The 25,306-nt window shown below is 62.8% G+C and carries 28 protein-coding genes; 16 read left to right on the top strand and 12 right to left on the bottom strand.

All coding sequences use genetic code 11. The features are described 5' to 3' along the window. Positions 1 to 120: 120 nt before the first annotated feature. Both RhoBH5_RS17445 and RhoBH5_RS17440 read left to right on the top strand, forming a co-directional pair. On the top strand, positions 121 to 1,434 hold the full coding sequence (locus RhoBH5_RS17445; RefSeq protein WP_007729572.1) for a YhgE/Pip domain-containing protein: 1,314 nt from the start codon (positions 121 to 123) through the stop codon (positions 1,432 to 1,434). Positions 1,435 to 1,533: 99 nt separating this feature from the next. Then, complete coding sequence (locus tag RhoBH5_RS17440; RefSeq protein WP_270008589.1) at positions 1,534 to 2,910, top strand: NAD-dependent succinate-semialdehyde dehydrogenase; 1,377 nt, start codon at positions 1,534 to 1,536, stop codon at positions 2,908 to 2,910. Between the two features lie 99 nt (positions 2,911 to 3,009). On the opposite strand, the gene RhoBH5_RS17435 is transcribed toward RhoBH5_RS17440, so the two are convergent. Beyond that, positions 3,010 to 3,288, bottom strand: coding sequence for a hypothetical protein (locus RhoBH5_RS17435; protein ID WP_270008588.1), 279 nt, complete (start codon positions 3,286 to 3,288; stop codon positions 3,010 to 3,012). Positions 3,289 to 3,337: 49 nt separating this feature from the next. Between RhoBH5_RS17435 and RhoBH5_RS17430 the strand changes: the two genes are divergently transcribed. Beyond that, complete coding sequence (locus RhoBH5_RS17430) at positions 3,338 to 3,781, top strand: hypothetical protein (protein WP_270008587.1); 444 nt, start codon at positions 3,338 to 3,340, stop codon at positions 3,779 to 3,781. A 4-nt stretch (positions 3,782 to 3,785) separates the two neighbouring features. Here RhoBH5_RS17430 and RhoBH5_RS17425 read toward each other — a convergent pair whose 3' ends face one another. Further along, the gene (locus tag RhoBH5_RS17425; protein ID WP_270008586.1) at positions 3,786 to 4,619 is read right to left on the bottom strand and encodes an alpha/beta fold hydrolase; all 834 of its coding nucleotides are present in this window, start codon (positions 4,617 to 4,619) and stop codon (positions 3,786 to 3,788) included. Positions 4,620 to 4,693: 74 nt separating this feature from the next. Between RhoBH5_RS17425 and RhoBH5_RS17420 the strand changes: the two genes are divergently transcribed. The 5 genes from RhoBH5_RS17420 to RhoBH5_RS17400 all read left to right on the top strand — a co-directional run bounded on the left by RhoBH5_RS17420 (position 4,694) and on the right by RhoBH5_RS17400 (position 10,587). Then, complete coding sequence (locus tag RhoBH5_RS17420; RefSeq protein ID WP_064687758.1) at positions 4,694 to 5,173, top strand: MarR family winged helix-turn-helix transcriptional regulator; 480 nt, start codon at positions 4,694 to 4,696, stop codon at positions 5,171 to 5,173. Beyond that, positions 5,170 to 5,802: a 5-oxoprolinase subunit B family protein gene (locus RhoBH5_RS17415; RefSeq protein ID WP_270008585.1), complete on the top strand. Its 633-nt coding sequence runs from the start codon at positions 5,170 to 5,172 to the stop codon at positions 5,800 to 5,802. Before RhoBH5_RS17420 ends, RhoBH5_RS17415 begins: the two co-directional genes overlap by 4 nt. Beyond that, complete coding sequence (locus tag RhoBH5_RS17410) at positions 5,799 to 6,662, top strand: biotin-dependent carboxyltransferase family protein (RefSeq protein WP_270008584.1); 864 nt, start codon at positions 5,799 to 5,801, stop codon at positions 6,660 to 6,662. Before RhoBH5_RS17415 ends, RhoBH5_RS17410 begins: the two co-directional genes overlap by 4 nt. A gap of 46 nt (positions 6,663 to 6,708) precedes the next feature. Next, the gene (locus tag RhoBH5_RS17405) at positions 6,709 to 8,259 is read left to right on the top strand and encodes a bifunctional 3'-5' exonuclease/DNA polymerase (RefSeq protein WP_270008635.1); all 1,551 of its coding nucleotides are present in this window, start codon (positions 6,709 to 6,711) and stop codon (positions 8,257 to 8,259) included. Positions 8,260 to 8,361: 102 nt separating this feature from the next. After that, positions 8,362 to 10,587, top strand: a complete 2,226-nt coding sequence (locus tag RhoBH5_RS17400) for an MMPL family transporter (RefSeq protein ID WP_270008583.1) — start codon at positions 8,362 to 8,364, stop codon at positions 10,585 to 10,587. 4 nt (positions 10,588 to 10,591) lie between these two features. On the opposite strand, the gene RhoBH5_RS17395 is transcribed toward RhoBH5_RS17400, so the two are convergent. Genes RhoBH5_RS17395 through RhoBH5_RS17380 form a run of 4 tightly spaced genes read right to left on the bottom strand, consistent with a single transcriptional unit; the run spans position 10,592 to position 13,071 of the window. Further along, on the bottom strand, positions 10,592 to 11,437 hold the full coding sequence (locus RhoBH5_RS17395; RefSeq protein ID WP_270008582.1) for a DNA-3-methyladenine glycosylase family protein: 846 nt from the start codon (positions 11,435 to 11,437) through the stop codon (positions 10,592 to 10,594). After that, on the bottom strand, positions 11,434 to 12,033 hold the full coding sequence (locus RhoBH5_RS17390) for a methylated-DNA--[protein]-cysteine S-methyltransferase (RefSeq protein ID WP_070385175.1): 600 nt from the start codon (positions 12,031 to 12,033) through the stop codon (positions 11,434 to 11,436). Before RhoBH5_RS17390 ends, RhoBH5_RS17395 begins: the two co-directional genes overlap by 4 nt. Further along, the gene (locus RhoBH5_RS17385) at positions 12,030 to 12,584 is read right to left on the bottom strand and encodes an RNA polymerase sigma factor (protein ID WP_080961251.1); all 555 of its coding nucleotides are present in this window, start codon (positions 12,582 to 12,584) and stop codon (positions 12,030 to 12,032) included. The genes RhoBH5_RS17390 and RhoBH5_RS17385 overlap by 4 nt, the downstream gene beginning before the upstream one ends. Continuing rightward, positions 12,571 to 13,071: a methylated-DNA--[protein]-cysteine S-methyltransferase gene (locus tag RhoBH5_RS17380; protein WP_003940613.1), complete on the bottom strand. Its 501-nt coding sequence runs from the start codon at positions 13,069 to 13,071 to the stop codon at positions 12,571 to 12,573. Before RhoBH5_RS17380 ends, RhoBH5_RS17385 begins: the two co-directional genes overlap by 14 nt. Positions 13,072 to 13,215: 144 nt before the next feature. Between RhoBH5_RS17380 and RhoBH5_RS17375 the strand changes: the two genes are divergently transcribed. Beyond that, entirely contained in the window at positions 13,216 to 13,761 is a 546-nt protein-coding gene (locus tag RhoBH5_RS17375; protein WP_007729604.1) for a hypothetical protein, read from the top strand. Between the two features lie 4 nt (positions 13,762 to 13,765). Here RhoBH5_RS17375 and RhoBH5_RS17370 read toward each other — a convergent pair whose 3' ends face one another. From RhoBH5_RS17370 to RhoBH5_RS17355, 4 genes are all read right to left on the bottom strand, one after another. Next, positions 13,766 to 14,503, bottom strand: a complete 738-nt coding sequence (locus RhoBH5_RS17370) for an SDR family NAD(P)-dependent oxidoreductase (protein WP_270008581.1) — start codon at positions 14,501 to 14,503, stop codon at positions 13,766 to 13,768. Continuing rightward, the gene (locus tag RhoBH5_RS17365; protein WP_270008580.1) at positions 14,500 to 15,525 is read right to left on the bottom strand and encodes a phosphotransferase family protein; all 1,026 of its coding nucleotides are present in this window, start codon (positions 15,523 to 15,525) and stop codon (positions 14,500 to 14,502) included. Before RhoBH5_RS17365 ends, RhoBH5_RS17370 begins: the two co-directional genes overlap by 4 nt. Beyond that, positions 15,522 to 16,733, bottom strand: coding sequence for an acyl-CoA dehydrogenase family protein (locus RhoBH5_RS17360; RefSeq protein ID WP_003940162.1), 1,212 nt, complete (start codon positions 16,731 to 16,733; stop codon positions 15,522 to 15,524). Before RhoBH5_RS17360 ends, RhoBH5_RS17365 begins: the two co-directional genes overlap by 4 nt. 75 nt (positions 16,734 to 16,808) lie before the next feature. After that, on the bottom strand, positions 16,809 to 18,587 hold the full coding sequence (locus RhoBH5_RS17355; RefSeq protein ID WP_050654632.1) for an ABC transporter ATP-binding protein: 1,779 nt from the start codon (positions 18,585 to 18,587) through the stop codon (positions 16,809 to 16,811). Positions 18,588 to 18,682: 95 nt separating this feature from the next. Here RhoBH5_RS17355 and RhoBH5_RS17350 point away from each other — a divergent pair, with 95 nt between their 5' ends. Then, positions 18,683 to 19,270, top strand: coding sequence for a TetR/AcrR family transcriptional regulator (locus tag RhoBH5_RS17350; protein ID WP_030537226.1), 588 nt, complete (start codon positions 18,683 to 18,685; stop codon positions 19,268 to 19,270). Here the strand turns inward: RhoBH5_RS17350 and RhoBH5_RS17345 are convergent. After that, complete coding sequence (locus RhoBH5_RS17345; RefSeq protein WP_269610960.1) at positions 19,205 to 20,740, bottom strand: helix-turn-helix transcriptional regulator; 1,536 nt, start codon at positions 20,738 to 20,740, stop codon at positions 19,205 to 19,207. The genes RhoBH5_RS17350 and RhoBH5_RS17345 overlap by 66 nt on opposite strands. 170 nt (positions 20,741 to 20,910) lie before the next feature. Here RhoBH5_RS17345 and RhoBH5_RS17340 point away from each other — a divergent pair, with 170 nt between their 5' ends. The 6 genes from RhoBH5_RS17340 (at position 20,911) to RhoBH5_RS17315 (ending at position 24,374) form a co-directional block, all read left to right on the top strand. Continuing rightward, complete coding sequence (locus RhoBH5_RS17340; protein WP_007729621.1) at positions 20,911 to 21,285, top strand: PLDc N-terminal domain-containing protein; 375 nt, start codon at positions 20,911 to 20,913, stop codon at positions 21,283 to 21,285. Next, the gene (locus RhoBH5_RS17335; RefSeq protein WP_030537229.1) at positions 21,282 to 21,719 is read left to right on the top strand and encodes a DUF6325 family protein; all 438 of its coding nucleotides are present in this window, start codon (positions 21,282 to 21,284) and stop codon (positions 21,717 to 21,719) included. The genes RhoBH5_RS17340 and RhoBH5_RS17335 overlap by 4 nt, the downstream gene beginning before the upstream one ends. Before the next feature lies 1 nt (position 21,720). Beyond that, entirely contained in the window at positions 21,721 to 22,029 is a 309-nt protein-coding gene (locus tag RhoBH5_RS17330; RefSeq protein ID WP_030537230.1) for an SHOCT domain-containing protein, read from the top strand. Between the two features lie 66 nt (positions 22,030 to 22,095). Then, complete coding sequence (locus tag RhoBH5_RS17325) at positions 22,096 to 23,073, top strand: DUF1214 domain-containing protein (protein WP_269610956.1); 978 nt, start codon at positions 22,096 to 22,098, stop codon at positions 23,071 to 23,073. A gap of 27 nt (positions 23,074 to 23,100) precedes the next feature. Beyond that, entirely contained in the window at positions 23,101 to 23,514 is a 414-nt protein-coding gene (locus RhoBH5_RS17320; RefSeq protein WP_020970904.1) for a phage holin family protein, read from the top strand. A 38-nt stretch (positions 23,515 to 23,552) separates the two neighbouring features. Beyond that, positions 23,553 to 24,374 carry a tyrosine-protein phosphatase gene (locus RhoBH5_RS17315; protein ID WP_228401356.1) on the top strand — a complete coding sequence of 274 codons (822 nt, stop codon included), beginning with the start codon at positions 23,553 to 23,555 and terminating at the stop codon, positions 24,372 to 24,374. Here the strand turns inward: RhoBH5_RS17315 and RhoBH5_RS17310 are convergent. Continuing rightward, positions 24,361 to 25,290, bottom strand: a complete 930-nt coding sequence (locus RhoBH5_RS17310) for a DMT family transporter (RefSeq protein WP_442972467.1) — start codon at positions 25,288 to 25,290, stop codon at positions 24,361 to 24,363. The two genes, RhoBH5_RS17315 and RhoBH5_RS17310, sit on opposite strands and share 14 nt — an antisense overlap. Positions 25,291 to 25,306: the final 16 nt, after the last annotated feature.

Raw genomic sequence — 25,306 nt, 5'->3', positions numbered from 1 at the left:
CCTGTCGCCGACCGGACAGGTCTCCGGCGCCGCGGGCAGATCGAAAGACTGCCCCGGCGCACCTTTGCGTTTACGCTCAGCCCGAGGAACTCCGCGCGAACGAAAGCCGGTCGACTGACGATGAGCAAGAACACGGAGCCGTCTGCCCGCACCGTCATGCACACACCACGATTCTGGTTGACACCATTGATAGTGGTCACCCTCTTGATGTCTGCGCTGGCAGCGTTGTACATGGGCGGAATACTCGACCCCAAGAAACACCTGGACCAGTTCCCGATCGCCCTGGTCAACCAGGACGAGGGCGACACCCTCCCCGGTGGCGACCCCGCCGACCGCAAGAACTTCGGAAACGACATCGTCGCCGGCCTCGAAAGCGGAATCGACCACCAGAAGATCGACCTGCAGCAGATCGGTATCGCCGAAGCCCAATCGCGGTTGAACTCCGGCACGCTGTACGGCGCGATCGTGATTCCCAGTGATTTCACGAAGAGGACGATCATCCTGGCGGAGGCCAGCGTCGTCGCCGGTGACGTAGAGCAACCGATCATCACGATCTACACCAATCCTCGCGCCGGTTCCGTCTCGGCATCGCTGGTCCAGTCGATCGGAACCACAGCCCTCGCCTCGGTCAACAAGAACATGGGCGAGCAACTCACCGCCCTTGTCACCGCGCAGTTGGAAGCGGGAGGCACCGGAACCCAGATCTCCGGAGCGAGCCGCCTGCTGCTCGAAAACCCGGTGAACGTACTCACGGTTGCCCACGATCCGCTTCCCGACGGAACCGGATTCGGTTTGGTGGCATTCTATTTCGCGCTGCTGTTGGTCCTTGCGGGATTCACCGGAGCAACCGTGGTCAATTCCTTGGTGGACGGCATGCTCGGATACGCGCCTACCGAATTCGGTCCACTCTTCGTTCAGAACGACGTTGTGGGTATCAACAGGTTTCGAACGCTGCTCGTCAAATGGGCATTCATGATCGTGTTGTCCGGCATAGTCTCCGCGTTGTTCCAGTGGATCAGTCGCGCCCTCGGAATGCCGGTCACTCACGGGCTTGCATTGTGGGAGTACGGCGCTCTGGTCATCACAGCGGTGGGCATCACGGCGATGTCGGTGATGGCCGCGTTCGGCTCGTTGGGCATGTTGATCAACCTGTTCGTGTTCGTCATTCTCGCGCTGCCCTCGTCCGGTGGCACCATCCCCCTCGAAGCCAGCCCCAGGTTGTATGCCTGGCTGGCGCAATTCGAGCCGATGCACCAGATCTACATGGGCACGCGATCGATCCTGTTCTTCGGCGCACGCGGTGAGGCAGGCCTGCTGCATGCCGTCTGGATGACGTTGGTGGGGCTATTGATCGGCGTCGTACTCGGCATCGTGACCACCCGTTTCTACGACCGCAAGGGCTACGAGCGCACCCATCGTCCCAAGGTGGCGTGACATGGTACCCAGCCGGGATTTGATCGAAACCTGTTGAGCCGATTCAATGTGATTGCGCGTTTCGGGAATCTTCGAGCCCCTTCCGCACGTTGTACAACTATGGCTAATTACAAAACAGTCAATCCCGCGACAGGTGAAACCGTCAGGGAATTCGATACTTTGGATGACGCCGGAGTTGAAGCCGCACTTGCGAACACGCATCGCGGCTACTTGACCTGGCGCAACAGTGCGCCACAGCAGCGTGCGGCAGTCCTGAGCAAGACCGCCGAACTGTACACAGAGCGCGCAGACGAACTGGCCCGAATGATCTCCTTGGAGATGGGTAAGCCGGTCCGCGAGGCCAAGGGCGAAGTACAACTCTCGGCCGCGATCTATCAGTGGTATGCAGACCACGGTCCGGCACTGCTCGAGGCAGAACGACTCGACGTTCCCGGGGCCGAGGAGTCGGTTGTGTACCGGCGACCGATCGGCGCTCTCATCGGCGTCATGCCGTGGAACTTCCCGTACTACCAAGTCGCCCGCTTCGCGGCACCGAATCTGATGCTCGGTAACACGATCATTCTCAAGCACGCATCGAACTGTCCGCAGTCGGCGCTGCTGATGGAAGAGATTCTGCGACAAGCCGGATTGCCGGACGACGCCTACGTCAACGTCTTCGCGACCAACGAGCAGATCGCGGACATGATCGCCGATCCCCGAGTTCAAGGTGTGTCACTGACCGGCAGCGAACGCGCCGGAACCAGCGTCGCCGAAACTGCCGGACGCAATCTCAAGAAGGTCGTCCTCGAACTCGGCGGATCAGACGTGTTCATCGTCCTCGATTCCGACGACATGGATGCCACCGTCAAGTCCGCAACCAAGGCACGTCTGTCCAATGCCGGCCAGGCCTGCAACGCGGCCAAGCGTTTCATCGTCACCGAAGATTTCTACGACGACTTCACCAACAAGTTGGCGACGTCCTTCGAATCCGTCACTGCCGGTGACCCGTTGGACGAATCCACAGTCTTGGGTCCGCTCTCTTCGCAGAGCGCGGCAGATACTCTGATCGAGCAGATCGACGACGCTGTGTCCAAGGGTGCCACGCTGCTGACCGGTGGAAAGAAGATCGACGGCCCGGGCGCCTACGTTCAACCGACATTGCTCGCAGACGTGACACCGGACATGCGGGCCTACAGCGAAGAACTGTTCGGACCTGCCGGAGTCGTCTACAAGGTCAAGTCGGCCAGCGAGGCTGTGGAACTTGCCAATTCGTCGGTCTACGGTCTGAGCGGATCCGTCTGGAGCAGCGATCTCGATTCCGCCCGGTCGGTCGCTGCAGATCTCGACGTGGGAATGGCGTTCGTCAACGAGCACGGAACGACGTTGCCCGGTCTGCCCTTCGGCGGAGTCAAGCGCTCCGGAGTCGGCCGCGAGCTGGGTCCGTGGGGAATGGACGAGTTCGTCAACAAGAAGCTGCTCCGCGTCTCCAAGAAGTAGCTCGGAGCAAAAGTAGCGCGATACAAAGGAAGGCCCTGATCTCTGTTGAGGTCGGGGCCTTTCCTCATATCCCACGAACCAGCAAGAGCAGTGCCCTGGTCACTCGCTTGCCGGAGTGACACTCCCACGAGTGAGGCTCCACCCGAACCTCGTCGCGATGACAGCTGACAGCCAGCCCAACAGCGCACCCACCAGTGGAGCAGCGATCGCGGTGTAGATCGCCTCGTTGGAAACACCAACCGACACGGCGGAGTCACCGACGAAGGCGAAATCGGTTCGGGAGGCGAAGGACACCCACTCGATCAGGCCGGAGACAACAATAATCAGGAACCCCAGCAGGAAGCCGAAGCCGGCCAGCAGAACGTGAAGTGCGCGCATCCGGTCAGTCTGCCTGTAACGCCCACCCAGATAAAACCGACCTGCTGGTATGACACTCTCACGAATCGCTCGAACTACCGTAATCGCCGCTGCCCTCTGCGCGAGTGCAGCCATCTGTTCCGCGACTTCAGCGTCCGCGGACGTAGTCGACGTCACGATCCTTCCGGGTCTCAGCGGCGGGCCGACGACGCCGTACGGAGCGGGCTGCACGTATCTGGTGGTTGCCAGGACAGCAGCGTTGAACGAGCCGAACGTCTCGATTGTCGACATGAACCGGGCGTCGACCATGTTCCCGCAGGAACTGATCTGGGACACCGTCAATCCCTACTTCACCTTGCCGGTTGTACTCGGCCACGCCGTCACGCTGTGGACTCCGACTGCACCGGGCGAACACTCTCTGATGGCCTACCAGACGTCCGCGGGCGGGCCGGTCACAACGGTCGATGTCAATCCGGCGACACCGATCGGTCCGGGGTGCGTCGTCGCACCCTGATCCGCTAGCCCTCCAAGAAGTCGACGAGCACCCGGTTGATTTCATCGGCGGGAACCATCGGAATGCTGTGATGCGAAGAAGCTTTCAGAACCTCGACACGCGCTGCGGGAAACCTCTCCCGCACTGACTTCGACACGGTTTCCGCATCATGCACCCGCCCGTCTTGTGCGAGGACCACCAGCAACTCGACATCCAGTGCGCTCAAGGCCTCCTTCGAAGGACGTCGAGGCACTACGAGATCGGGTCGCGGTAGATCCGAAGTGCCCACTTCCACAAGAGACAGCCAGTCGGAGTCGATACTCAACTCGCCTGTCTCCCATTCCAACAGTCGGCGTCGGCGTGCTCGCGACGGGGAGAGCAACAGCGGAAGCGCACGCAGAAGGTAGCCCGCCTTCATGCCGGAGAAACTCGAATTAGGGTCGAGCAGAACAAGTTTGCCGAGACGATCCGGTCGATGCAGCGCAAAGGCCAACGCAATCATCGCGCCGTAGGAATGTCCGATCACATCGACGGTGTCGGCCCCGGTGCAATCGACTATCGAGTCCATCCACTCGATCAGATCGTCGACGGACTTCATCCGATCGCCATTCGGAACGCTGAGTCCGGCATCACCCAGCGTGCCGACGGCAAAAACACGCCGGGATTTCGACAGCGCCCCAACGTTGTCGAACCACACCGTCGAAGTGGCACCTCCCCCGGACAGAAGGATCAACGGCCGCGAGTCTGCATGCCCACAGACGTTCACATGCGTGTTACCGAACCGCCCCGCGAGATCCACACCCAGCGGTTTCTGCGGCCATTTGGTCAGTACAGCGTCGTATGCGCGATTGAAGTCCATCCCCCACCCCCATTTCTCTCGATTATCGAGATAGTAGACAATCAAGAGACAACACACCAGGGCTGGAGGCATCCTTGAGCGTCGGCGATGCAGAAGACGAAGCGATGGCGATCGTCCACTCGCTTCGCGCACTTACCGTCGACTTGAACGTGGCGGTTTCCGGCTTTGCGAACAAGTACAAAATGCACTCCACCGACGTGCGCGCGTTGATCTGCCTTCTCGATGCCGAGCGCTCGGACACACCGGCGACACCAGGCTGGCTCGGCGCACAGCTGGGTATCAACTCGGCGTCGGTGACCGCGCTCGTCGACCGGATGGTCAAAGCGGGCCACGTAGCTCGGGAGCGAGACTCAGCAGACCGCAGGCGGGTGCTCTTGCAGGTCACACCATCGGCGGTCACTCTGGGCGAGAGTTACTTCGGCCCACTCATTTCACGGGCGGTGAGCACCCTCGGCAATTTTACCGCCACAGAGCGAGCCACCATCGCGAGTTTCATCGCCGCGATGCGAGCGGACGTGGAGCGGACTCGAGTCGATAGGGAGCCCTCCCGGTGACTCGCATACTTCCCGCGGGAGAACGCGCATTGCTCGTGGACTTCGATTCCGAAGCTGGCGTTCTCGCGTTCACCGAAGCACTGACGCGTAACACCCCGGTCGGGGTCGAAGACTTCCTCCCCGCAGCTCGCACTGTCCTGGTCACGTGCACCCCGGCGGCAGATCTCACGTACGTCCGGAAGTGCTTGAACGATCTCGAGCAGACCGATTCTGCCGCGACCACAGACGAACATTTCGAGACGAATGCACTCACCATCGCCGTCAGGTACGACGGGCCCGACCTCGACGACGTCGCACAGTCACTTGGTATGAGCCGATCCGAGGTGGTTGCGGCCCACACCGGGGCAATGTGGCGTTGCGCCTTCATCGGATTCGCACCCGGCTTCGCCTACCTGACTTCAGGCGACACTCGGCTCGACGTTCCGCGTCGAACGCAATCACGAACCGCTGTGCCTGCCGGTTCCGTCGCCCTGGCCGCTGGATACAGCGCGGTCTACCCGCGTGCATCACCGGGTGGCTGGCAGATCATCGGGAGCACCGATGCCGTGATGTGGGATCTGAACGCCACACCACCGGCCACCGTTCAGCCCGGCAGACGCGTGCGCTTCGTGAACGAGGAACAACGATGAACGGTCTGGAGATACTCGACACCGGGCCGCTGAGCCTGATCCAGGACCTCGGACGGATAGGTCATCTTCGCTCGGGTGTCGGGGTTTCCGGTGCGGCAGACAGGCGATCTCTCAGGCTTGGCAATCGGCTCGTCGGCAACAACGAGGGCGCAGCCGGTGTCGAGGTCCTCCTGGGTGGGCTGAGTCTTCGGGCGCAGCAACCGACAACGATCGCGTTCACCGGTGCGCCTGCACAGGCCTACCGCGACGGCATTCCGGTCGGGCATTCGAGCGTGATCGATCTGCGGGCTGGGCAGACCGTCCGCCTGGACTACGCACCGAGTGGACTGCGGACGTATCTGACCGTCCGAGGCGGCATTGTGGTTCCCGAGATCCTGGGATCGCGCAGCACCGACACGATGTCCGGGATCGGTCCGGCGCCTCTCGAGCCTGGTGTTTTTCTCCCGATCGGGCCATCGCCGACCACGTTCTCAGCCGTCGACCTCGCACCGGTGCCGCCGATGGCAAACGAGACTCTCGCCATTCGAGTGGTGTTCGGTCCTCGCGCAGATCGATTCACCAACCCCGAAACACTCCTCCAGGGCCGATGGGCGATCTCGACCGACTCGGACCGAATCGGCGCACGCGTCGATCGCGTCGGCGCCGACGAACTACTTCGAAGAACAGACGACACCGAACTGCCCACCGAAGGCGTGGCACTCGGATCGATCCAGGTCCCACCCAGCGGCCAACCTGTCGTGTTCCTCGCCGATCACCCCATCACCGGCGGCTATCCGGTGGTGGGAGTGGTCGAGGACGCAGATGTCGACCGACTCGGCCAAGCCCGCCCGGGTCAGCACATCCAGTTCGTCGGGGCCTGAGCACGCCGAGCGATGGCGTGTCGGACCCAGCCGTCACACTGATGTCGTGCGAGTTGTCCTGGTCCCCGGTAGTACGACGTCCACGGGAGCTGTGACGGCGACTGTCCTACGGACCGATCCCGCTGGAACGCCGCTCGCCGATCCCGTCGAATACCCCGACCTGATCGCAGCGGTACGCACCATCGAGGAAGCCGAGCACCCGCGGTGGGTGTGGCCGAGTACGGCGACCGTGTACCCACCTCTACTGCGGGCAGGCGTACGGGTTCAGCGGTGCCACGACATCTCCCTGACCCGCGCGATACTCGGAATGCGCGCCGGCAAACCGTCACCGCCCGCCGAGGAGTTCGACGACGATCGACTCGGACTCTTCGACACTGCACCCGTTCTCGATCCCCTCGCCGTCGTCACCGAATTCGCCGAGCAGCGCGCAACCATCGGCGCGGACGCTCGACTGGACTTGTTGATCGCAGCAGAATCGGCCGGCGCTCTCAGCGCCGCCGAGATGACGCACACGGGCCTTCCGTTCTCGACGCAGAAGCATCGCGAACTCCTCGAAGAACGGCTGGGGCCGCGGCCGACGGGATACGACCTCCCCGCTCGTATGCAGGAACTTGCCGCACAGATCAGTGAGGTCTTCGGGCGCACCGTCAATCCTTCGTCTTCGGTGGAGATCACCGAGGCGTTCGGTCGTCAGGGCATCGAACTTCCGTCGACGCGCAAGTGGTTTCTGCAGGAGATCGATCATCCGGCTGTGCCGCTACTCCTTCGTCATCGCGAACTCGCCAAGCTGTACAGCACCAACGGTTGGCAGTGGATGGACAGTTGGGTGCGGGTAGATCGATTCCGTCCGATCTACGTTCCCGGTGGTGTCGTGTCCGGCAGGTGGGCGAGTCGAGGCGGCGGGGCCCTCCAGATTCCGAAGACAATGCGCTCGAGCGTCGTCGCCGATCCGGGCCACGTGTTCGTCGTCGCCGACGCCGGTCAGCTCGAGCCCCGAATTCTGGCCGCCATGTCCGGCGACCGCCGCATGATGGCCGCCGCCGGGGACGACGACCTGTACGCACTTGTCGGTGCCGAAGCCTTCGGCGGTGATCGCGCCAAAGCCAAGGTCGCAATCCTCGGAGTCCTGTACGGGGCGACGGCGGGTGAAGCCAAAGCACTGCTCGTCTTGTTGCGGAAGCGATTCCCGGTCGCCGTCGAGTACGTCGAGCAAGCTGCCAAGGCAGGTGAGCGCGGCGAGGTGGTGAAGTCACTGCTCGGCCGGGCCTGTCCCCCACCGTCTCCCGACTTCTACTCCCACGGCGACGCTCACGCCCGCGGTCGTTTCACGCGCAACTTCGTCGTGCAGGCCACTGCGTCCGAGTGGGCGCTGTGCCTCCTGGCCGACCTCAGGCGCCGCCTCGCCGAAGACCCGGACGGCGAGTTGGTCTTCTTCCAGCACGACGAGGTAGTCGTGCATACCCGAAATCCCGAGTCAGGTACCGCCCACGTGCTGGCCGCCGCGGCTTCGGCAACTCGATTGTTGTTCGGCGACACAGTCGTCCGTTTTCCCATGGACGTCGCAGCCCGCGAGACATACGGCAAAGGCACTTCGTAGCGTCGTCAATTCCACGCCAAGTGGTTCCACCGCGCCCGTATTGCGTGTTCTACTGGAAAATGTTGCTTTGTTGGTGCTGGTCGACTGCGTTCGAGGAGAACCATGACCAAGCTGGACACAACTGACGCAGAACGGAACGAGCGCGGAGCCGTGAAGCGCCTTCGCGTGCCGATCTTCACCGTGATCGCCCTTGCGATCTTCGCCTTCTTCGCAGGCGGATTCGGCGGTTCTTTCCAGGGCAAACTCGCCGAGGTTCAAAAGAACGACAACGCCTCGTACCTCCCGAGTTCCGCCGAATCGACAATCGTCAGCAACCAATCCGCGAACTTCCTCGCAGTCGAGACGATCCCTGGATTTGTTCTGTTCCATCGAGATTCGGCCCTCACCGAGGCGGACAAATCTGCAATCAACTCGGCCTACGGCGCCATTGCCGGCATCTCCGGAGTAGACGCCGACGGTATGCAGCCCACTCAGTACTCCGCCGACGGCACAACTGCGTCGATCTTCGTGCCACTCGTGGCCAAAGACGGTGACACCGCCGTGGCAGGCGATGTCCTGGCGACCACCGAGCAGAACGTCATCGACGCCGCAAAACAAGCAGCCGGTGATGTCGAGGTACTCCCAGCCGGGCCAGGTGGGCTACTCGTTGCGTTCATCGACGCCTTTGCCGGTCTGGACGGAGCGCTCCTTGGCGCGGCACTCCTGGTCGTGATCCTCATCCTGCTTGTCGTGTACCGATCGCCGGTGTTGTGGTTCTTCCCGCTGTTCTCCGCGCTCCTCGCCATCGGCTTGTCGTCGATGGTGATCTACTTCCTCGCGAAAGCCGAACTACTGACGCTGACCGGGCAATCTCAAGGCATCCTTTTCGTGTTGGTGATCGGTGCCGGTACCGACTACGCCCTACTCTTGATCTCTCGCTATCGCGAAGAATTGCACACGTATCCCAACCGCTTCGACGCGATGATCAAGGCCTGGCGCGAGTCTGCGCCGGCCATCACCGCTTCGGCTGTCACCGTGATTCTCGGTCTGCTTTGCCTGACGTTCTCTCAACTCAACTCCAACAAGAGCCTCGGACCCGTCGCCGCCATCGGGATCGCCTGCACCTATCTGGTGATGATGACGTTCATGCCGGTCGCTCTGGCCGCCACCGGACGGTGGGTCTTCTGGCCGCGCAAGCCCAAGGTCGATCACGCCGCAGACCTTACGACGCACGGGATGTGGGGCAAGATCGCCGAGGCCGTCGGTAGCAAGGACCGCCCACTGTGGATCGGCGCCACAGTGTTGTTGATCATCCTGTTCGCGGCCGGGATCGGCAGTCTCAAAACCGATGGCCTGACATCCACCGAAAGCTTCACCAATCGTCCCGACGCAGTTGTCGGACAAGAACTCTACGACTCGAAGTTCGATCCCGGAGCCGGCGCACCGGCCGTGATCACCGCAAACGCCGACCAGGCCGACGCCGTCATCAAAGCAGCCAGCGGCGTCGAAGGTATCTCGCAGGATCCCGGCGCCGTCTGCACCCAGGTGGACGTCGCAAAGGTCAGCGATTTGATCAAGACCAACCCCGCTGCCGTCGCACAAGCCGCCGCTGCGGGTTGCGCCCCTGCGGCTTTCACCGTTGCACCGATCGACGGCCGAACCATGATCAATGCAACCCTCGCCGACTCCTACGATTCGCCGCAGGCACTCGAAACTGTCAAGCGACTGCGGACTGCCGTCCACGACGTGCCCGGCGCCGACGCGCTCGTCGGGGGCAGCACGGCCACCACCCTTGATGTCCAGGCCGCCTCGGTCCGCGACAGAAACCTGATCATCCCGATCGTCTTGGTGGTGATCTTCCTGGTTCTGGCCGCTTTGCTCCGCGCTCTGCTGATCCCGGTGATTCTCATTGTCACCGTGGTGCTTTCCTTCGCGGCGACCCTCGGTGTGAGCGGATTCTTCTTCACACACGTATTCGGGTTCGCCGGGGCGGATCAATCGTTCCCGCTGTTCGCCTTCGTCTTCCTCGTCGCACTGGGTATCGACTACAACATCTTCCTGATGACCAGAGTCCGGGAGGAGACCGGAGAATTCGGCACCCGTGCAGGTGTACTGCGCGGTCTTGCGGTGACGGGCGGTGTGATCACGTCAGCCGGAATCGTCTTGGCCGCAACATTTGCCGTACTGGGCATCCTGCCACTGGTCTTCCTCGCCGAGATCGGATTTGCCGTGGCCTTCGGCGTGCTGCTCGATACGATCATCGTGCGCAGTGTCCTGGTGCCTGCGCTCTCTCACGACATCGGGAAACGTATTTGGTGGCCGTCCGAACTGGCCCGCGCGAAAGACTGACCGACTACAGAAACGCTTCCTTTGTCCACAGATGAAAGAGTGCGTACGCTCGCCAGGGTCGCCAGCGCTCGGACAACGCTGAGGCTTCTTTGGCCGTCGAGACCCCCAGCGCACGTTTCAACACCAGATCATCGGGTACGAATGCGTCGCGATCACCGAGAATCCGGACAGTGAGATAGTCAGCGGTCCACGGTCCGATCCCCTTTAGCGCCAACAGCTCTCGCCGAAATTGGACAGGATCCGCATTCCAGGAGAGGTCGAGGCCGTTCGCTGCCGCAGTTGCCAGCGTGTGCACTGTTCTTGCGCGCGCTGTGGTCAATCCGACGGCTTTCTGTATGCCCTCGGTTGATTGCGCTGCAACCACGTCCGGATCAGGGAAGGCAAGAAAATCCCCTTGCACCGGCGCTCCGAATGCGCTGACAAAACGACCACCGAACGTCCTCGCCGCGCCGAGCGAAACCTGTTGTCCCAGAACGGTGAGCACTGCGGTCTCGAACCCGTCCACCGAACCGAGCACACGCAATCCTGGACGGGCGGCAACAAGTGGGGCCAACAACTCATCACTACCGAACGCCGCTTCGACAGCAGTGTGATCGGCGTCGAGGTCGAGCCAACGACGCACGATCACCTCCAGCACTGCAGAATCCCCCGCCGGCACATCGGAATCCACGACGACGCCGCCGTCTGTCCACGACACCGACACGACAACCGGGCCGGAAGGCAACGGTATGACTCTGGTGTGAACACCGTCGTCGTGACGCTCGAGGCCTGCGACGCAGTGAGCCCGCAGGGCACCGGTGAGCGGTTCGACTGCGTAGGGTGCCTGAAAGCGCAGCGTCACTGCGCTCACCGGCAGGCTTCCAGATCCAGCAGAATCGCTTTCAGTTCGGGGCCGCCGGCGTACTGCCCGAGGCTGCCGTCGCTGCGCACCACCCGGTGACACGGGACCACCAACGGCAGCGGATTCTTTGCGCATGCGGTCCCCACGGCACGCACGGCACGTGGGCTTCCCGACGCTGCCGCGACCACCGAATAGCTTGCAGTGTGGCCGTATTCGATCTCGGGAAGATGACGCAACACTTCGCGTCGAAACCCTTTCGCGAGTTGGAAATCCAAGCGCAGATCGAATTCTCGACGCGCACCGGCAAAGTACTCGTCCAACTCGCGAGCGACAGTGTCCAGCCTGCGCGGGTAATGAAGCACACGAGGGCTGACGGTGTCCGCCAATCGTTCCAGAACGAGGTCGTGCCCTTCGACGGCAAAGGCAACCCGCACCAGGCCGACATCAGTTGCCGCCAGCAGCAGCTTTCCGACCGGCGAATCGACGGTTCGATATGCCACGTCGATCAATTCGGCTTCGGACGCCTGCGCAGCCAGGCGCGCCCGTAGGCGGATCATGGCGTCGGCGTCAACGGCTGGAAGTGCCTCGAACACATCGTTACTCATGAGTGACTCCCTTCCGCAGCGGTAGCGGACAAGTAGGTTCTCCGTAGGGTGGCGATACCGTCGGCACCCGCGCGTCTGGCGGCTGCCGGCGTGTTGCCGAGGATGTCCGCGATCTCTGCGTACGGCAGCCCACCCAGAAAGTGATAGGCGACCGCCGCACGTTGTTTGAGTGGTAGTTGTTCGAGTGCGTCCCAGAGTTCGTGATCCCACGTGCCCGGCACGCCGATTCGCGTCGGCAACTCCGGAACGTCGTCTGTCGGCACGGCCACGCGGGCACGCACTCGGGTGATGTCGATTGCCTTGCGGTGCGCGATGGTGACCAGCCAGGCTTCGATGTTCGCGTCCGGGTTCAGATCCGGGTATGCCCGCATCGCCGCGATGAACGTCTCGGACCACGCGTCCTCGGCGTCGACTGGCCCGACCACCGCGCGGCAGACACGGAGGACCACTGCACCGTATTCGGTCACGACGTCTTCGAACGGTTTGAGTGTCACGACCGGTAGACGTTCCCGATCACCGAATTGTGAGCCGAGCGCATCAGAAGAGGACATCCGATTCGCCGCCGTGCTCGCGGTCGAGTAGGAACCGCTTACGTTCGAGGCCGCCGGCGAAACCGGTCAGACTTCCGTCGCTACCGACCACGCGATGACAGGGAACGATGATGCTGATCGGATTCTTGCCGTTTGCCGCGGCGGCAGCACGGATCGCAAGCGGGTTACCCAAAGTTTGCGCGAGCTCCATGTAGGTCCAGGTTTCGCCGTACGGGATCGTTCGCAAGGTGTCCCACACCCGCTTCTGGAACTCGGTACCCACGGGCGCCAGCGGCACGGAGAACTCCGTGCGATCACCCTCGAAGTACTCGGTGAGCTGCGATTCGACTTCACCGAAGACCGCCGAGGAACGATCACCGAACGTGGACTCGTCCGGCTTGTGGCGATGCTCCGCCATGTACAGACCGCAGAGGTCGTCACCTGCTGCTACCAGCGTCAACGCTCCGATCGGCGAGTCGATCACAGTGTGCGTACGGATAGCCGTCATGTCTCGATCCTTCCAGGTTGCGCGGTGCGGCAGGCAGCGGGTGAAGTGATTGTCCGCGCCGGCACCGACACCTCGAAGACGCCGCGGGCCTCGTGAATGTGAGATTTACCTGTACTTTGACGTCACATCAGGCAGTATCGAGGGATGGCTCTAGTTTTGCCCGGCAGCTCCACCGTCGTCCGCTCCGTCGGCGACGTGGTGCACTGGTCCCTGTCCACGGTCGCATTTGCGGTCACCCTGCCCACTCGACTCGAGGCGCTCCTCTTCTCGGTCGAGAGGTTGGTGGCGCGCATCAACCAGATCGCCGACAACGCCGACCGCGTCGTCATCGGAGCCGCCGCCGTGACCGTTCGCGCTGAGACACTGGTCGAGGCCGTCGAGCAGACGTCGGACATCGCGGGACAACTCCTCGAGATCTACGAACCCATCGCCCTACAGCTCGCACCGCTGGCCGCCAGGTTCGCCGACGACCTTTCCGAGGCAGAGGTCAGCGCCGCGATCAAGCTGATCGACCAACTACCGGAGCTCACCGACCGGGTGGCCGCGGTGTTGCCCATCCTCGGAACCTTGGACTCCGTCTCGCCCGAGATCCACGAACTCCTCGGAGTGGTCAAGGACCTGCGGCAGGCGATCGTCGGGGTGCCTGGCTTTCACTTCTTTCGCAAGCGGGGCGAAGCCAAGCTGGATTGAAATTTCAGGCGGAGTAGCCGTTGGTCCCGGCCCGCGCCATGACGACCTTCGGAACGACCGCTCGAGACGAGAGCTTGAGCAGACCGTCCACCAACTCCACGATGTCGTCGACCTTGATCATGGTGTCCGGTGTGATCCGATCCTGTGTCCATGCCGACATGTCGGTGTCGACGTAACCGGGAGCGATGGCCGTCGCACTGACGCCGTTTCCGGATTCCTCGGCGTTGAGTGCCTCGACCATCGAAATCAGCGCAGCTTTGGTGGCTCCGTAGACGGCCAGGCCGCTCTCGGCATACACACCGGCCATCGAGGCGAGAGCTATCACCTTCGCTCCGCCGGCAAGGTCCGCGTCCGCCGCTGTACGCAGGAGCGGCAGCGACGCTTGCAATAGTGCAAACGGTGTCCGGAGATTGACGGCAACGGTCTTGTCGAAACGTCGCATCGGGTAATCCGCCACTCGCCCACTGGTTCCCACTCCGGCGTTGAGGACGAGAGCCCTCATGGAGCCGAATCGCTCATTGTGTGTGGCGGCGAGTGCTGCGGCGAAGTTCTCGTCCGCCATGTCGCCGGCCGAGACGACGACGTCCGGCGATCCGGCGCGCGTAAGTTCTTCGGCGACAACGGCGAGCCGCTCGGTATCACGCGCCGTGATGGTCAGCCCGTACCCTTGCGAAGCCAAGCGTGTTGCGATGCCGAGCCCGATTCCCTTGGAGGCGCCGGTGACCAGTGCTGATCGAGTCATTCGAATTTCCCTTGCAGTGCGTTGAGTCCGGCCGAGATCAGTTCCGGCACAGAAGATCCAGCCTTGTCGAATCCCCCGCCGACGGTGGCTCCTGCTCGGAATCGGTGATCGATGCCCTGCGCCACGACGGCGAGTTTGAAGAACCCGAGCGCCATGTAGAAGTTCCAATGCGCCAGTTCACGACCCGAAACAGACGAATACCGTTGCGCCAGATCGACAACGGACGGTAGCGACGGGCTCGTCCACGCAGCAGGCTCACCCAGAACCAGATCCAGCGCGGGGTGCCGGTAGACGCACATCATCGCGATGTCCGCCAGCGGATCTCCCAGCGTCGACAGTTCCCAGTCCACCACTGCGGCAACCTTGGTGACGTCGTTCGCCGCGAGAATCGTGTTGTCGATCCGGTAGTCGCCGTGAACGATCGACGAGGCTGATTCCGCCGGAATCAATTCCGCGAGGCTCGACGCCAACCTGTCCACGTCGGCCGAGTCCTCGGTCTTGACGCGTGACCATTGACCGGCCCACAACTTCACCTGGCGGGCTACGTAACCGTCGGGTCTGCCGAGTTCGCCGAGACCCACTGCGGTGTAGTCGACGCCGTGCAGTGTAGCGAGAACACGCACCAACTCGTCGGTGCACTGCGTGACCTGCGCTGCCGGAACAGCTTCCAACTCGGTTTTGGTTCGGATCACTTGACCGGTAACGAACTCGACCACCGTGAACGACGCACCCATCACCGAGGCGTCCTCGCACAGCACGACGGTCGGCGCGACCGGCACGGCGGTGTTCTGCAACGCCGAGGTGATTCGGAACTCGCGCGCAACATCGTGCGCCGACGGCGTGAGGCCGGCCGTGGGTGGACGACGGAGAATCCACTTCGAGTTGTCGTCGAAGATTCCGTAGGTGAGATTGGATTTGCCGCCTGAAATCAGTTCGGCTCGCAACTCTCCGCTCACCTCGACGCCAGCGGCTTGCAGATACTTGTGGAGCGCCGCGAGATCGAGTCCTGGAAAGTCCGTCACTTCGACTCCTCCCGAGCAGCGCGCTTCGCAGCTCCGACAACACGTTTCGCAATTGCCCAGCGATGAACCTCGGACGGGCCGTCGTAGACGCGGAAGGGACGCACTTCGCGGGACAAGCGTGCCAGCGGCAGATCGCCGGACACGCCCATTCCGCCACACATCTGAATGGAGCGGTCCACGATCCGGAAGATCGCCTCGGCAGCGTAGGTCTTGGCGATGGACGTCGCGTTGCTCGCGTGCCCGCCCTGATCGAGTTCGAAGCAGGCCTGCACCAGAAGTGCGCGGCTGGCTGCGATGTCGATCTCGTTGTCGGCGACCATCTTCTGGATCATTCCGAGATCACCGAGTTTCGAGCCGAAGCCTTCTCGTTCGGCAACCCTGGCCACGGCGACGTCGTGGCCGCGGCGCGCTGCACCGAGCCAGCGCATCACGTGCGTCATGCGGGCGGGACCGAGGCGAACCTGCGCGTAGGCGAAACCTTGATCGACCTCACCGAGAACGGCCTCGTCGGGTACGAAGAGATCCTCGAACGTGACCTCGCAGTGCCCGCCGATCATGGCCTTGTCGAGGGTGTCGATGTGTCGACCCACTACCAGGCCGGGAGTGTCCGTCGGCGCCAGGAACATGGTCGCTCCGCCGCGCTGCCCGGGCTCACCGGACGTGCGCGCCATGATGATGAAGAACCCGGCGCCGTCGGCGCCGGTGATGAACCATTTCTTACCGTTGATCTTCCAGCCACCGGGGACTTTCTCGGCGCGGGTGTTCAAAGCCGAAGGATCGGATCCCGCTCCCGGCGCGGGTTCGGTCATGGCGAATGCCGACCGCATGTCCCCGCTTGCGAGCGGCGCGAGGAACTGCTGCTTCTGTGCTTCGTTCGCCACGTGGGCCAGCATGTGAACGTTGCCCTCGTCCGGCGCCGCGATGTTGAGCGCCGTCGGCCCGAATAGCGAGTAGCCGGCTTCCTCGAAGACCGGCGCGCGATCACTCATGTTGAGTCCGTGTCCGCCGTACTCGATCGGCGCATGCGGGGCGAAGACACCGGCTTCTTTTGCTGCCGACTGCATCTCGATGCGGATTGCATCGCCACCCGCTACAGCGATGTCACCGGCGTGTTCGTCTTCGATGGGGAGCACTACGTTGCGCGTGAAGTCGCGCGTCTTCTCGATCAGCGCCACCACCTCGGGCGCGTACGTCAGATCGATTGCCACCAGCCACCTCCGAAAGAACATCCCGACCGAGCGATCGCTCGGTATCAGCACTCTCGCACACGCCGACGCGTCGGGTCAACAATCCTCGAGCATTGCCTCGCCCTGATCGAGCCGGCCGGCAACCACCATGTCGCGGTACAGATCGTCCTTGTCCATGAGCTCGTCATGGTTGCCGATGTTGCGGATCCGACCGTCTTCCATGACCACGATCCAGTCGGCGTCACGCACCGTCGAGAGCCGGTGAGCGATAGTCACCACGGCCCCGGTGCGCGCACGTTCGTTGATCGCGTCGACAATCGCGGCTTCGGTGAGCGTGTCGACCTGGGCAGTGGCTTCGTCGAGCAGAAGCAAAGCACTCGGCCGCAGAACTGCGCGCGCCATCGCGATCCGCTGACGTTGGCCGCCCGACAGCGAAGTGGCCGTCAGAGCGGTGTCGAGTCCGTTGGGCAGGGCCTCGATCGCGTCGTCGAGCCGGAGCAAGCGCAGAACGGCCTGGACTTCTTCGTCCGTCGCATCGGGATGGCTGAAGACGACGTTCTCCCGAATCGTTCCGGGCACCACCGGTGTCTCCTGCTCCACGTATGCGAGACTCTCGCGCACAGCGCGGTGATCGAGCGCGTCGTAACCGACTCCATGCAGGAGAACCTCACCCGATCGCGGTTCGACAAATCGCAGCACGGTCGAGAGCAAGGTCGTCTTTCCTGCACCCGACGGGCCGACGATGGCCATGTGCCCACGCGTCGGAATGACCAGCGAGACATCGCGCAACGCCGGCTGGTTCGATCCGTGGTAGCTCACGGTGACGTCGCGCAACTCGATCAGCGGCGCGGCAGCGTTGGTTTTCGCGACCACGTCCACGACCTCGTCGTACTGCTCGGTGGGCAACGACTGCATCTCGCGAATCCGGATAGCTGCCGCGATTCCCGACTGAACGGAGGTCACGTTCTGCGCAAGCTCCGACACCGGCCCCATCAGGGTGAAGGCGTAGAGCAGAAACGCGATGAGCGTCGAGACTGCCATTTCGCCGTCGGCGACTCGCCAGGCACCAAAGCCGAGGATGGCAATGATCGATCCTTGAATGGCGGTCCACGCGACAGTCCACGCGGTTGCCGACACTCGAACTGCCGTGATCGCATGCTTTTTCGCCTCGGACGCATTGTTCGTCACCAGAGCGCCGACGCGATCCTCGGCGAGGGAAACTTTGACCGTCCGGATCGCACGCAAGCCACCCTCGAGTACGCCGCCGAGCTGACCGAGCGATTCCTGGGTTCGCGCTTCGGCTGCGGAAATCCGAGGCATCAGAACGGCAAAGAGTATGGAGGCGAACACGATTGCCACCATGGTGACGCCCAACAACGGCAGATCCAGTACGCCCATCAGAACAATCGTTCCGATGGTCAACGCGGCTGCGTTCAGAATATTCACCGCGGCCGACGACGCAGCCTCCCGCAGCAGCAAGGTGTCAGACGTGACCCGGGTGACCAATTCACCCACGGATCGCGATTGCAGCGAAGGTACGGTCGCCGCCAGGAATCGCTTCACCAGCGACGACCTGGCGTCGAAGACAACCTTCTCGGCGGCGGTTCCGAGAACGATCCACTGAGCACAACCGAGCACGGCACCGACGATCAGAAGGACGACGAGCGTGAGGATAGGTCCTTTCAGCGACGCACCGGTATCGAGGGTGTCGAGAACCCACTTGGTGACCATGGGCGTTGCCAGCGTCGCCGCGGAGCCGCACAGCGCCAGTACCAATCCGAGGAGGAGCGACGGCAGATGCGGTCGAGCGAACTCCGAGAGGACGCGGAGATTGCTCCATTTCGGTGCGGGCTGAGAAGCGTCGGATTCAAGCATGAATTTATGGAACACGAATGTTCCATAAAGGGCAAGAGAAATTCCGATTCGGAAACACTGGATACCGAAACCGGACACGGCTACGCTTCGGATTCGTGACAACGATCCACAGCGCGCCAGAACAAAGCGCGACCCGCGAGCGCACACGGAAGGCCATCCTCGATGCTGCCGTTTCGGTGTTCGCATCCAAGCCTGCTGCGACCCTCAGCGAGATCGCTTCGGCCGCAAAGGTCGGCCGGACCACTTTGCACCGCTACTTTCCCGAACGGTCAGACCTGGTCGACGCAGTCGCGGCCGAGGCCACCCGCGCCGTCGGAGAGGCAGCAGCAGCAGCTCGACTCGGCGAGGGTACGGGAGCCGAAGCGCTGGTTCGCCTGTGCCATGAATACTTCGAACTGGCCGACCTCTTGACGGTCCTGTTCTTCACTCCCGGTGTGTATCAGGAAGATTCGTTTGCCGAGTCCGCGTCGAACGACGACTCAGTCACCGATGCCATCGAGCGCGGACACTCCGACGGTTCCATCGACCCCGACATGGGTTCGGACTGGGTGCAGAACCTGCTGTGGTCACTGCTCTACACGTCGATGGACTACGTGAACCGTGGTTCCGGGACGCGCCTACAAGCCTTGGACCTGACGGTTCGCAGCCTCCGCCGCGGAATCGCCCCCGATCCCGCGGTCTAGGTTGTCGGCTGCTTGGACTGCGGCACGCCGTTTGGTCACGCCTAGTTTGCGGTAGATCGAGCGAATGTGAGTCTTCACAGTGGGATAGGCGATGCCGAGGTGCGCAGCGATCTCGTCTGCAGTCATCGTAGTTCGCAGAAAAGTGAGGATCTCTTTCTCACGTTCCGTCAGGACTCCGGCGAGTTTGGCAGAGAGCTGGCCCCGTTTTTCCAGAATCGTGCGTAGGAGCTCGTGGTGTCTCGACCCCCGGACCGCGTGCGCTGTCAGGAGGTCGACAACTACCGGATCGCCGCTCAGAAATGGGGCGAGAATGCGCTCGGGGATTGCCTCGGCCAGCGCACGATCCAACTGCTCGTGTGCCTGCGGTCCACACCCTGCGACGGAGCTCAGGGCGGCAGACGTGACAAGGGTGCTCACCAGCGCGTATCGCGGCAGCGCGGCCGAGGTTGCCAAGCGAAGCGCTTGAGCCGACGGTTCCGGATCCCCCATGACTCGGTAGAGCTCCGCGAGAAGCGCGTGAGCGACCGCAGCACCTGTTCTGGTCAGCGTGGGCATTGCGATGCGGCGAGCTTGCTCGTCCTGTCCTTGAGCGTGGGCGAGCCAGGCCGTGGTGACGCGCCGCAGCGTATCCCAAGGAATGCCGTGCTTGTCCGCAGTGCTCACGCCTCGCAGCAGACGAGCGGCGTTGTGGTACCGGTCTTCCCGGTTCAGAGCGATCAGGCTCATCACCAGGTACAGACGGGCGAGCGCCTCGAAGTTGGTTCCGGGACTGCCCTCCACGATGATCGAGTCGAACTGAGCGATCGCTTCCTCGAAGTCGCCACGCCAGTAAGCGATGCACCCTCGATTCGACTGTGGGAGTCCACCTTCGAAGCGTTCCCAATCGGACGCCACATCTCGCGCAGGAAGGCCGTCGAGGATCTGTTCGGCTTCGGTGAATGCTCCCGCGTGGGTCAGCGCAAAGGCCAAGTTGGACTGTGCAAGACGCAATGTCTCCGTGCGCGACTGCAACTGCGCCTCGTCGCTGGCGGAGCGAAGTAGCGCGATGGCACGAGGAAGGTCACGACGAAGCCTGACCTCGGTCCATCCGAGGAGGAAAAGCGCGGACGGGTAATCGTCCTCGGGCTCGCACTGGGCGAGCGCGTGACGCGCGCGATCGGCGATGACGGCCTTGGTCGAGGTGTCCGGAGCGAGCAGCAGGTCGGTGAAGCAGACGACAAAATCGTCGGACGCCACCCGCAGACCCTGCCCGCGGAGAAACTCAGCGCCGTACGGATCACCGCTGAGATCGCGGCAGCACGCCCGTATCAGCAGGATGTGCGGATCGTGGGGATCGGGATGAGCAAGGCAGAGCTGCTCGAGTTCCCTGGTGTGAGATTCGAGAATCAAACGAAGCCAGTTTTTCCGCAGGACTCGTCGAGCCTGCTCCGCCTCACCAGAGGCGAGTGCGTCACGCACGGCTTCGATCATGTGTCGAAGATACTCGAGACGTTCGATGTCCGTGGAAATCCGGTCTCATCCGCTTCGGATGAGACCGCGATCGAAGCCTGCGGAAACCAGTGAGAATTGCCGGAATCAACCGAAATGCGCTAGTCGGCGGAATCCCGGTGCGCAGGCCTGACACGAAACGGATAAGACACATGAGCTTCTGGGAAAGCCTCGGCTGGATGCTGTGGGCAACCGTCTTCATCGGATATCTCTTCGCGCTGTTCGCGATCATCGCCGACCTGTTCCGCGACCACAAGCTGAACGGCTGGTTGAAGGCCGTTTGGGTGTTCTTCCTGCTCTTCCTACCGATCCTGACCGCCCTCGTCTATCTCGTCGCCCGCGGCGAAGGGATGACGGAACGCAGCAACAAGGCCGCACGCGACGCCGAGAAGGCCGCCGAATCGTATATCCGCGAGGTCGCGGGGAAGAGCCCCAGCGAGGAGATCGCCGCAGCCGCAGCACTGCTCGAAGCCGGAGCGATCAGCGAGGACGAGTTCGCCGCACTCAAGCTGAAGGTCCTCTCGTGAGTGCCGCGCGTTTCGGCCCCGTCGACTTCTACCTTCTCGGCCTGCCTGGGCAGAGCCTCGACCCGGCCGCGCTCTCCGCCTTGACCGACCTTACGGATACCGGCCTGGTGCGGCTGCTCGATCTGATCGTCATCTCCAAGTCCGAGGACGGTGAACTCACCCTCATCGAAGTCGAGGAGTTGCCGAACGGCTTCGAGATCAACGTCGAGATGCTCGGCGCGTCCGGTCTGCTCGGGCATGAGGACATCACCGAACTCGCGGCAGCCATTCCCACCGGCGCTGCAGCGCTGCTGGTCGCGCTCGAGCTGGTCTATCAGCGTGAGCTCGCCGCCCGCACCGCTGCGTCAGGCGCGGTGCTACTGGGTTATGAGCGGATACCCGCACCCGTCGTCAATGCCCTCATGGACACGATCATCCCGGAATTGGAGGTCTGACATGCCGTACATCCCGAGACGAGGCCGCCCCGGACTACTGGGCCTCGCCGCCCGCACCGCGGTCGTCACCGGTACCGCGACCGCCGTCAGCGACGGTATGGCCACCCGCCGGCAAAGGAGAGCTCAGGCCGACTACGAGCAGGCGCAGTACGAATTCGCCCAGCAGCATGCCGCACTCCCGATGCCCACACCCGCACCCGCGGCCCCGGTCGATCTCGTCACCGAGTTGCAGAAACTCGGCGACCTCAAATCACAAGGCCTGCTGAGTGAGGCCGAGTTCCAAGCCGCCAAAGCGCGACTGCTCGGCTGATTCACCCCGACAGAGGCGAGGGATTCCCGCTCTCGCTTCCATACCCGACACCGAATGGAATCCGCTATGTCCACGATCGCCGTCAACGTCCTGAACTTCAATCGGGCAGAATCCGATCTCATGTTCGCTCGCCTGGCCGCGGGCGTCGGCCTGGGCACGTGGAACCACACTCGTGATCTCGGGTCACTCGACAACCAGCCGATCATCCGCCAGAACCGCGACACTCTGTACAGCAGCGCGATCATCGACGTGCGCGAGAACGTCACGATCACGGTGCCCGATACCGGCGAGCGCTACATCTCCGTGTGGGTGGTCAGTCAAGATCACTTCGGTCCCGTCATCCTGCGCGACTCGGGAGAGCACCTGCTCACGCGTGAATTGGTCGGGACCGACTACGCCGCACTGATCGTGCGCATCCTCGTCGATCCGAACAGCCCCGAAGACGTCGCCGAGGTGAACCGGTTGCAAGACGCCCTCAACATCGACGGCGGCGGAACGGGAGAGTTCCCGTTGCCCGACTACGACGAGCAATCGCAGACCGAGACCCGCGACGCACTCCTCGCACTCGCGCGTGGCATCACCACGTACGACCATTCATTCGGTACCGCTGCGGAAGTCGACCCGATCAGGCACCTGCTCGGTACCGCATCCGGCTGGGGTGGCCTTCCCGAGTACGAGGCCACCTACGTCAACTTCGACGAACGTCTCCCGGTCGGGGAATACCGTCTCCGCCTGAACGATGTTCCCGTGGATGCGTTCTGGTCGGTCTCGCTGTACAACGCGGCCGGATACTTCGAAGAGAACGCCCTGGGCGTCAACAGCATCAACAGCCTCACGGCCACCCCAGACTCCGACGGCAGCACCACCATCCGCTTCGGGGTCCATCTCGACGGCGTCGCGAACGCACTGCCCATCATGCCCGGTTGGAACTACGTACTGCGCCTGTACCGCCCCCGTCCCTCCGTGCTCGACGGCACCTGGACGGCGCCTCGTCCCGAAGCCCTGCAGCAAAGCGTTCCCCACGCACACACCACTCTCGGGTGACTCGACCTGATCACGGAGGTACAAGCCATGCGTCTGTTATTTCAGCTCATTTCGCAATGTGTTCTCGGCGCGATCGCGCTGATCGTCGTGCATTTTGCTCTTCCCGGGGTCAGCCTGAGCGTGAACGGCTTCTTGGCCGCTATCGGTGTATTCACCCTCGCACACATGATCCTCGGCCCATTCGTGCTCAGCGTGGCACTGCACTACGCGGCTCCGCTCGCGGGTGGTGTCGGCTTGGTCGCCACACTGCTCGCGCTCTGGGTTGCGACCCTGGTCCCCGACGGTATCGAGATCAGCGGCGTCGGGTCCTGGATCCTCGCCCCGATCATCGTGTGGGTGATCACGGCATTGGGAGGGTGGATCTTCATGGCTCTCGTCATCGACAAGTGGATCAAGAGACGCAATGCCGAAAAGCTCGTGCGCAGTGTGCAGAAGGCATGAATGATCAGTTCAGAAACGGAACCCACAAGGAGTCAGCCATGCCAACTCACCCGCTCGATCGCCGCGTTCTCCTGAAGACCGCTCCGAACTTCCGGGACCTCGGTGGCATTCCTGTTGCAGACGGCACCGTCCGCGCGGGCGCGCTCTACCGTTCAGCGACTCTGGCGAAACTCGACGGCGACGACCTTGCCGCGGTCGCCGACTTGGACGTCCGGACGGTATACGACCTGAGGACCGCCGCCGAGCGCGACGGCGCACTCGACAATCTCCCTGACTCGACGCGCACAGTCTGGCTCGACGTACTTGCCGACAATGCCCAAAACGCCGCGGCCACTGGACTACTCATGACGGACCCGGTCGCATACGCCGAGACCATCAGCGACGGACGTGGGATCGCACAGATGGAGGAAGCCAACCGCAACTTCGTCAGCCTGCCGTCCGCTCTCGACGCCTATCGCACGTTCTACCTCGACCTCATCGACGAAAAACGCACCGGGGCAGCACTTTTCCACTGCACCACCGGCAAGGATCGAACCGGGTGGGCCGCGACCTCTTTCCTACTCCTCCTCGGGGCCGACGAAGCCGATGTACGCGCCGACTACCTGGAGACGAACACCGATCTGGCTCCCATGACAGAACCGATCCTCGACTTCGCCGCGAGCAAAGGCGTTGACGCAGAAGTGCTACGACCCCTCCTCGGAGTCCGTGACAGCTATTTCGACGCAGCTCTCGACGAAATGCGCACGCACTTCGGCACCGTCGAGGACTACGCAATCAACGGACTGAAGCTCACCGCAGAGCAACTCACCGCGCTCCGCGAGCGGTTCACATCCAGGTCGGGAGTCATCAGCGCGAAGTGATCGGAGCCCTTACCGAACAGGCATTTTCGCCCTCTCCCCGCTTTTTCTGGTGATTGTCCGCCCGGGTGACCACGACGACGGCGAGGATCCCCACCGCCAAGCCGAGCGCGGTGAACGCAGTGAACGATTCTCCGAACATCAACGCGCCCCAGACCGCGGTGACGGGGGCGATCAAGAACATCAAGGTGTTGACGGACGTGATGCCGATGCGACGGAGCAGTAACCAGTACAGCCCGTAACCACCGAACGTGGACAGCACGACTAACCAGAGCAATGCGATCCAGAATGTGTTGACGCTTGGTGGTACGGCGACACCTGAGGCCACCGCCAGTGTCGTGAAAACTATTGCGCTGGTAGAGCAGTGGATGGCCAGAGCCTGCAGAGGTGGCGTGGACGTGTGAGCGCGTTGTTGGACGAAGGTGGATGCAACCAGGCTGAGCATCCCCAGGAACGGAATCGCGTACGCCCACCACGGCGCCGATGTACCGGCCCCGGCATCGGCTGCCGTGACCATCGCGACGCCGCCCATTCCGATCGCCAACCCGATCCACTGCATACGCGGGACTGCGACACCGAGGACCGGACCGAGCAGCGCGGCAGCCACCAGCGGCTGAATACCGTCGATCAGCGCAGTTGTTCCGGTGTTCACGCCGAGATCGACTGCCCAGTACACCGACAACAGGTAGCCACTCTGGGAGAGCATCCCGATCACCACCTGCCTGCCGAGAGCCCGTGGTGTCGGCATCGTGTTCTGGCGCCGGGCGGAGAACCAGACAATCGGGAGCAGTACCACCGCGAGCGGGAGAAAACGCCACATCAGCAGCGTGGGGACCCCGGCACTGCCGGCGCCTAGTTTGGCTCCGATGAATCCCGAACTCCAGCACGCGACGAACAGGACCGACAAGGTAGCCGTCACGGCAGATCTCGAGGTC

The organism is Rhodococcus sp. BH5 (assembly GCF_027583855.1).
Classification (GTDB): Bacteria; Actinomycetota; Actinomycetes; order Mycobacteriales; family Mycobacteriaceae; genus Rhodococcus_F; species Rhodococcus_F qingshengii.
Note: the sequence above shows the minus strand (reverse complement) of the source record. Positions and strands in the feature narration are given on the sequence as shown.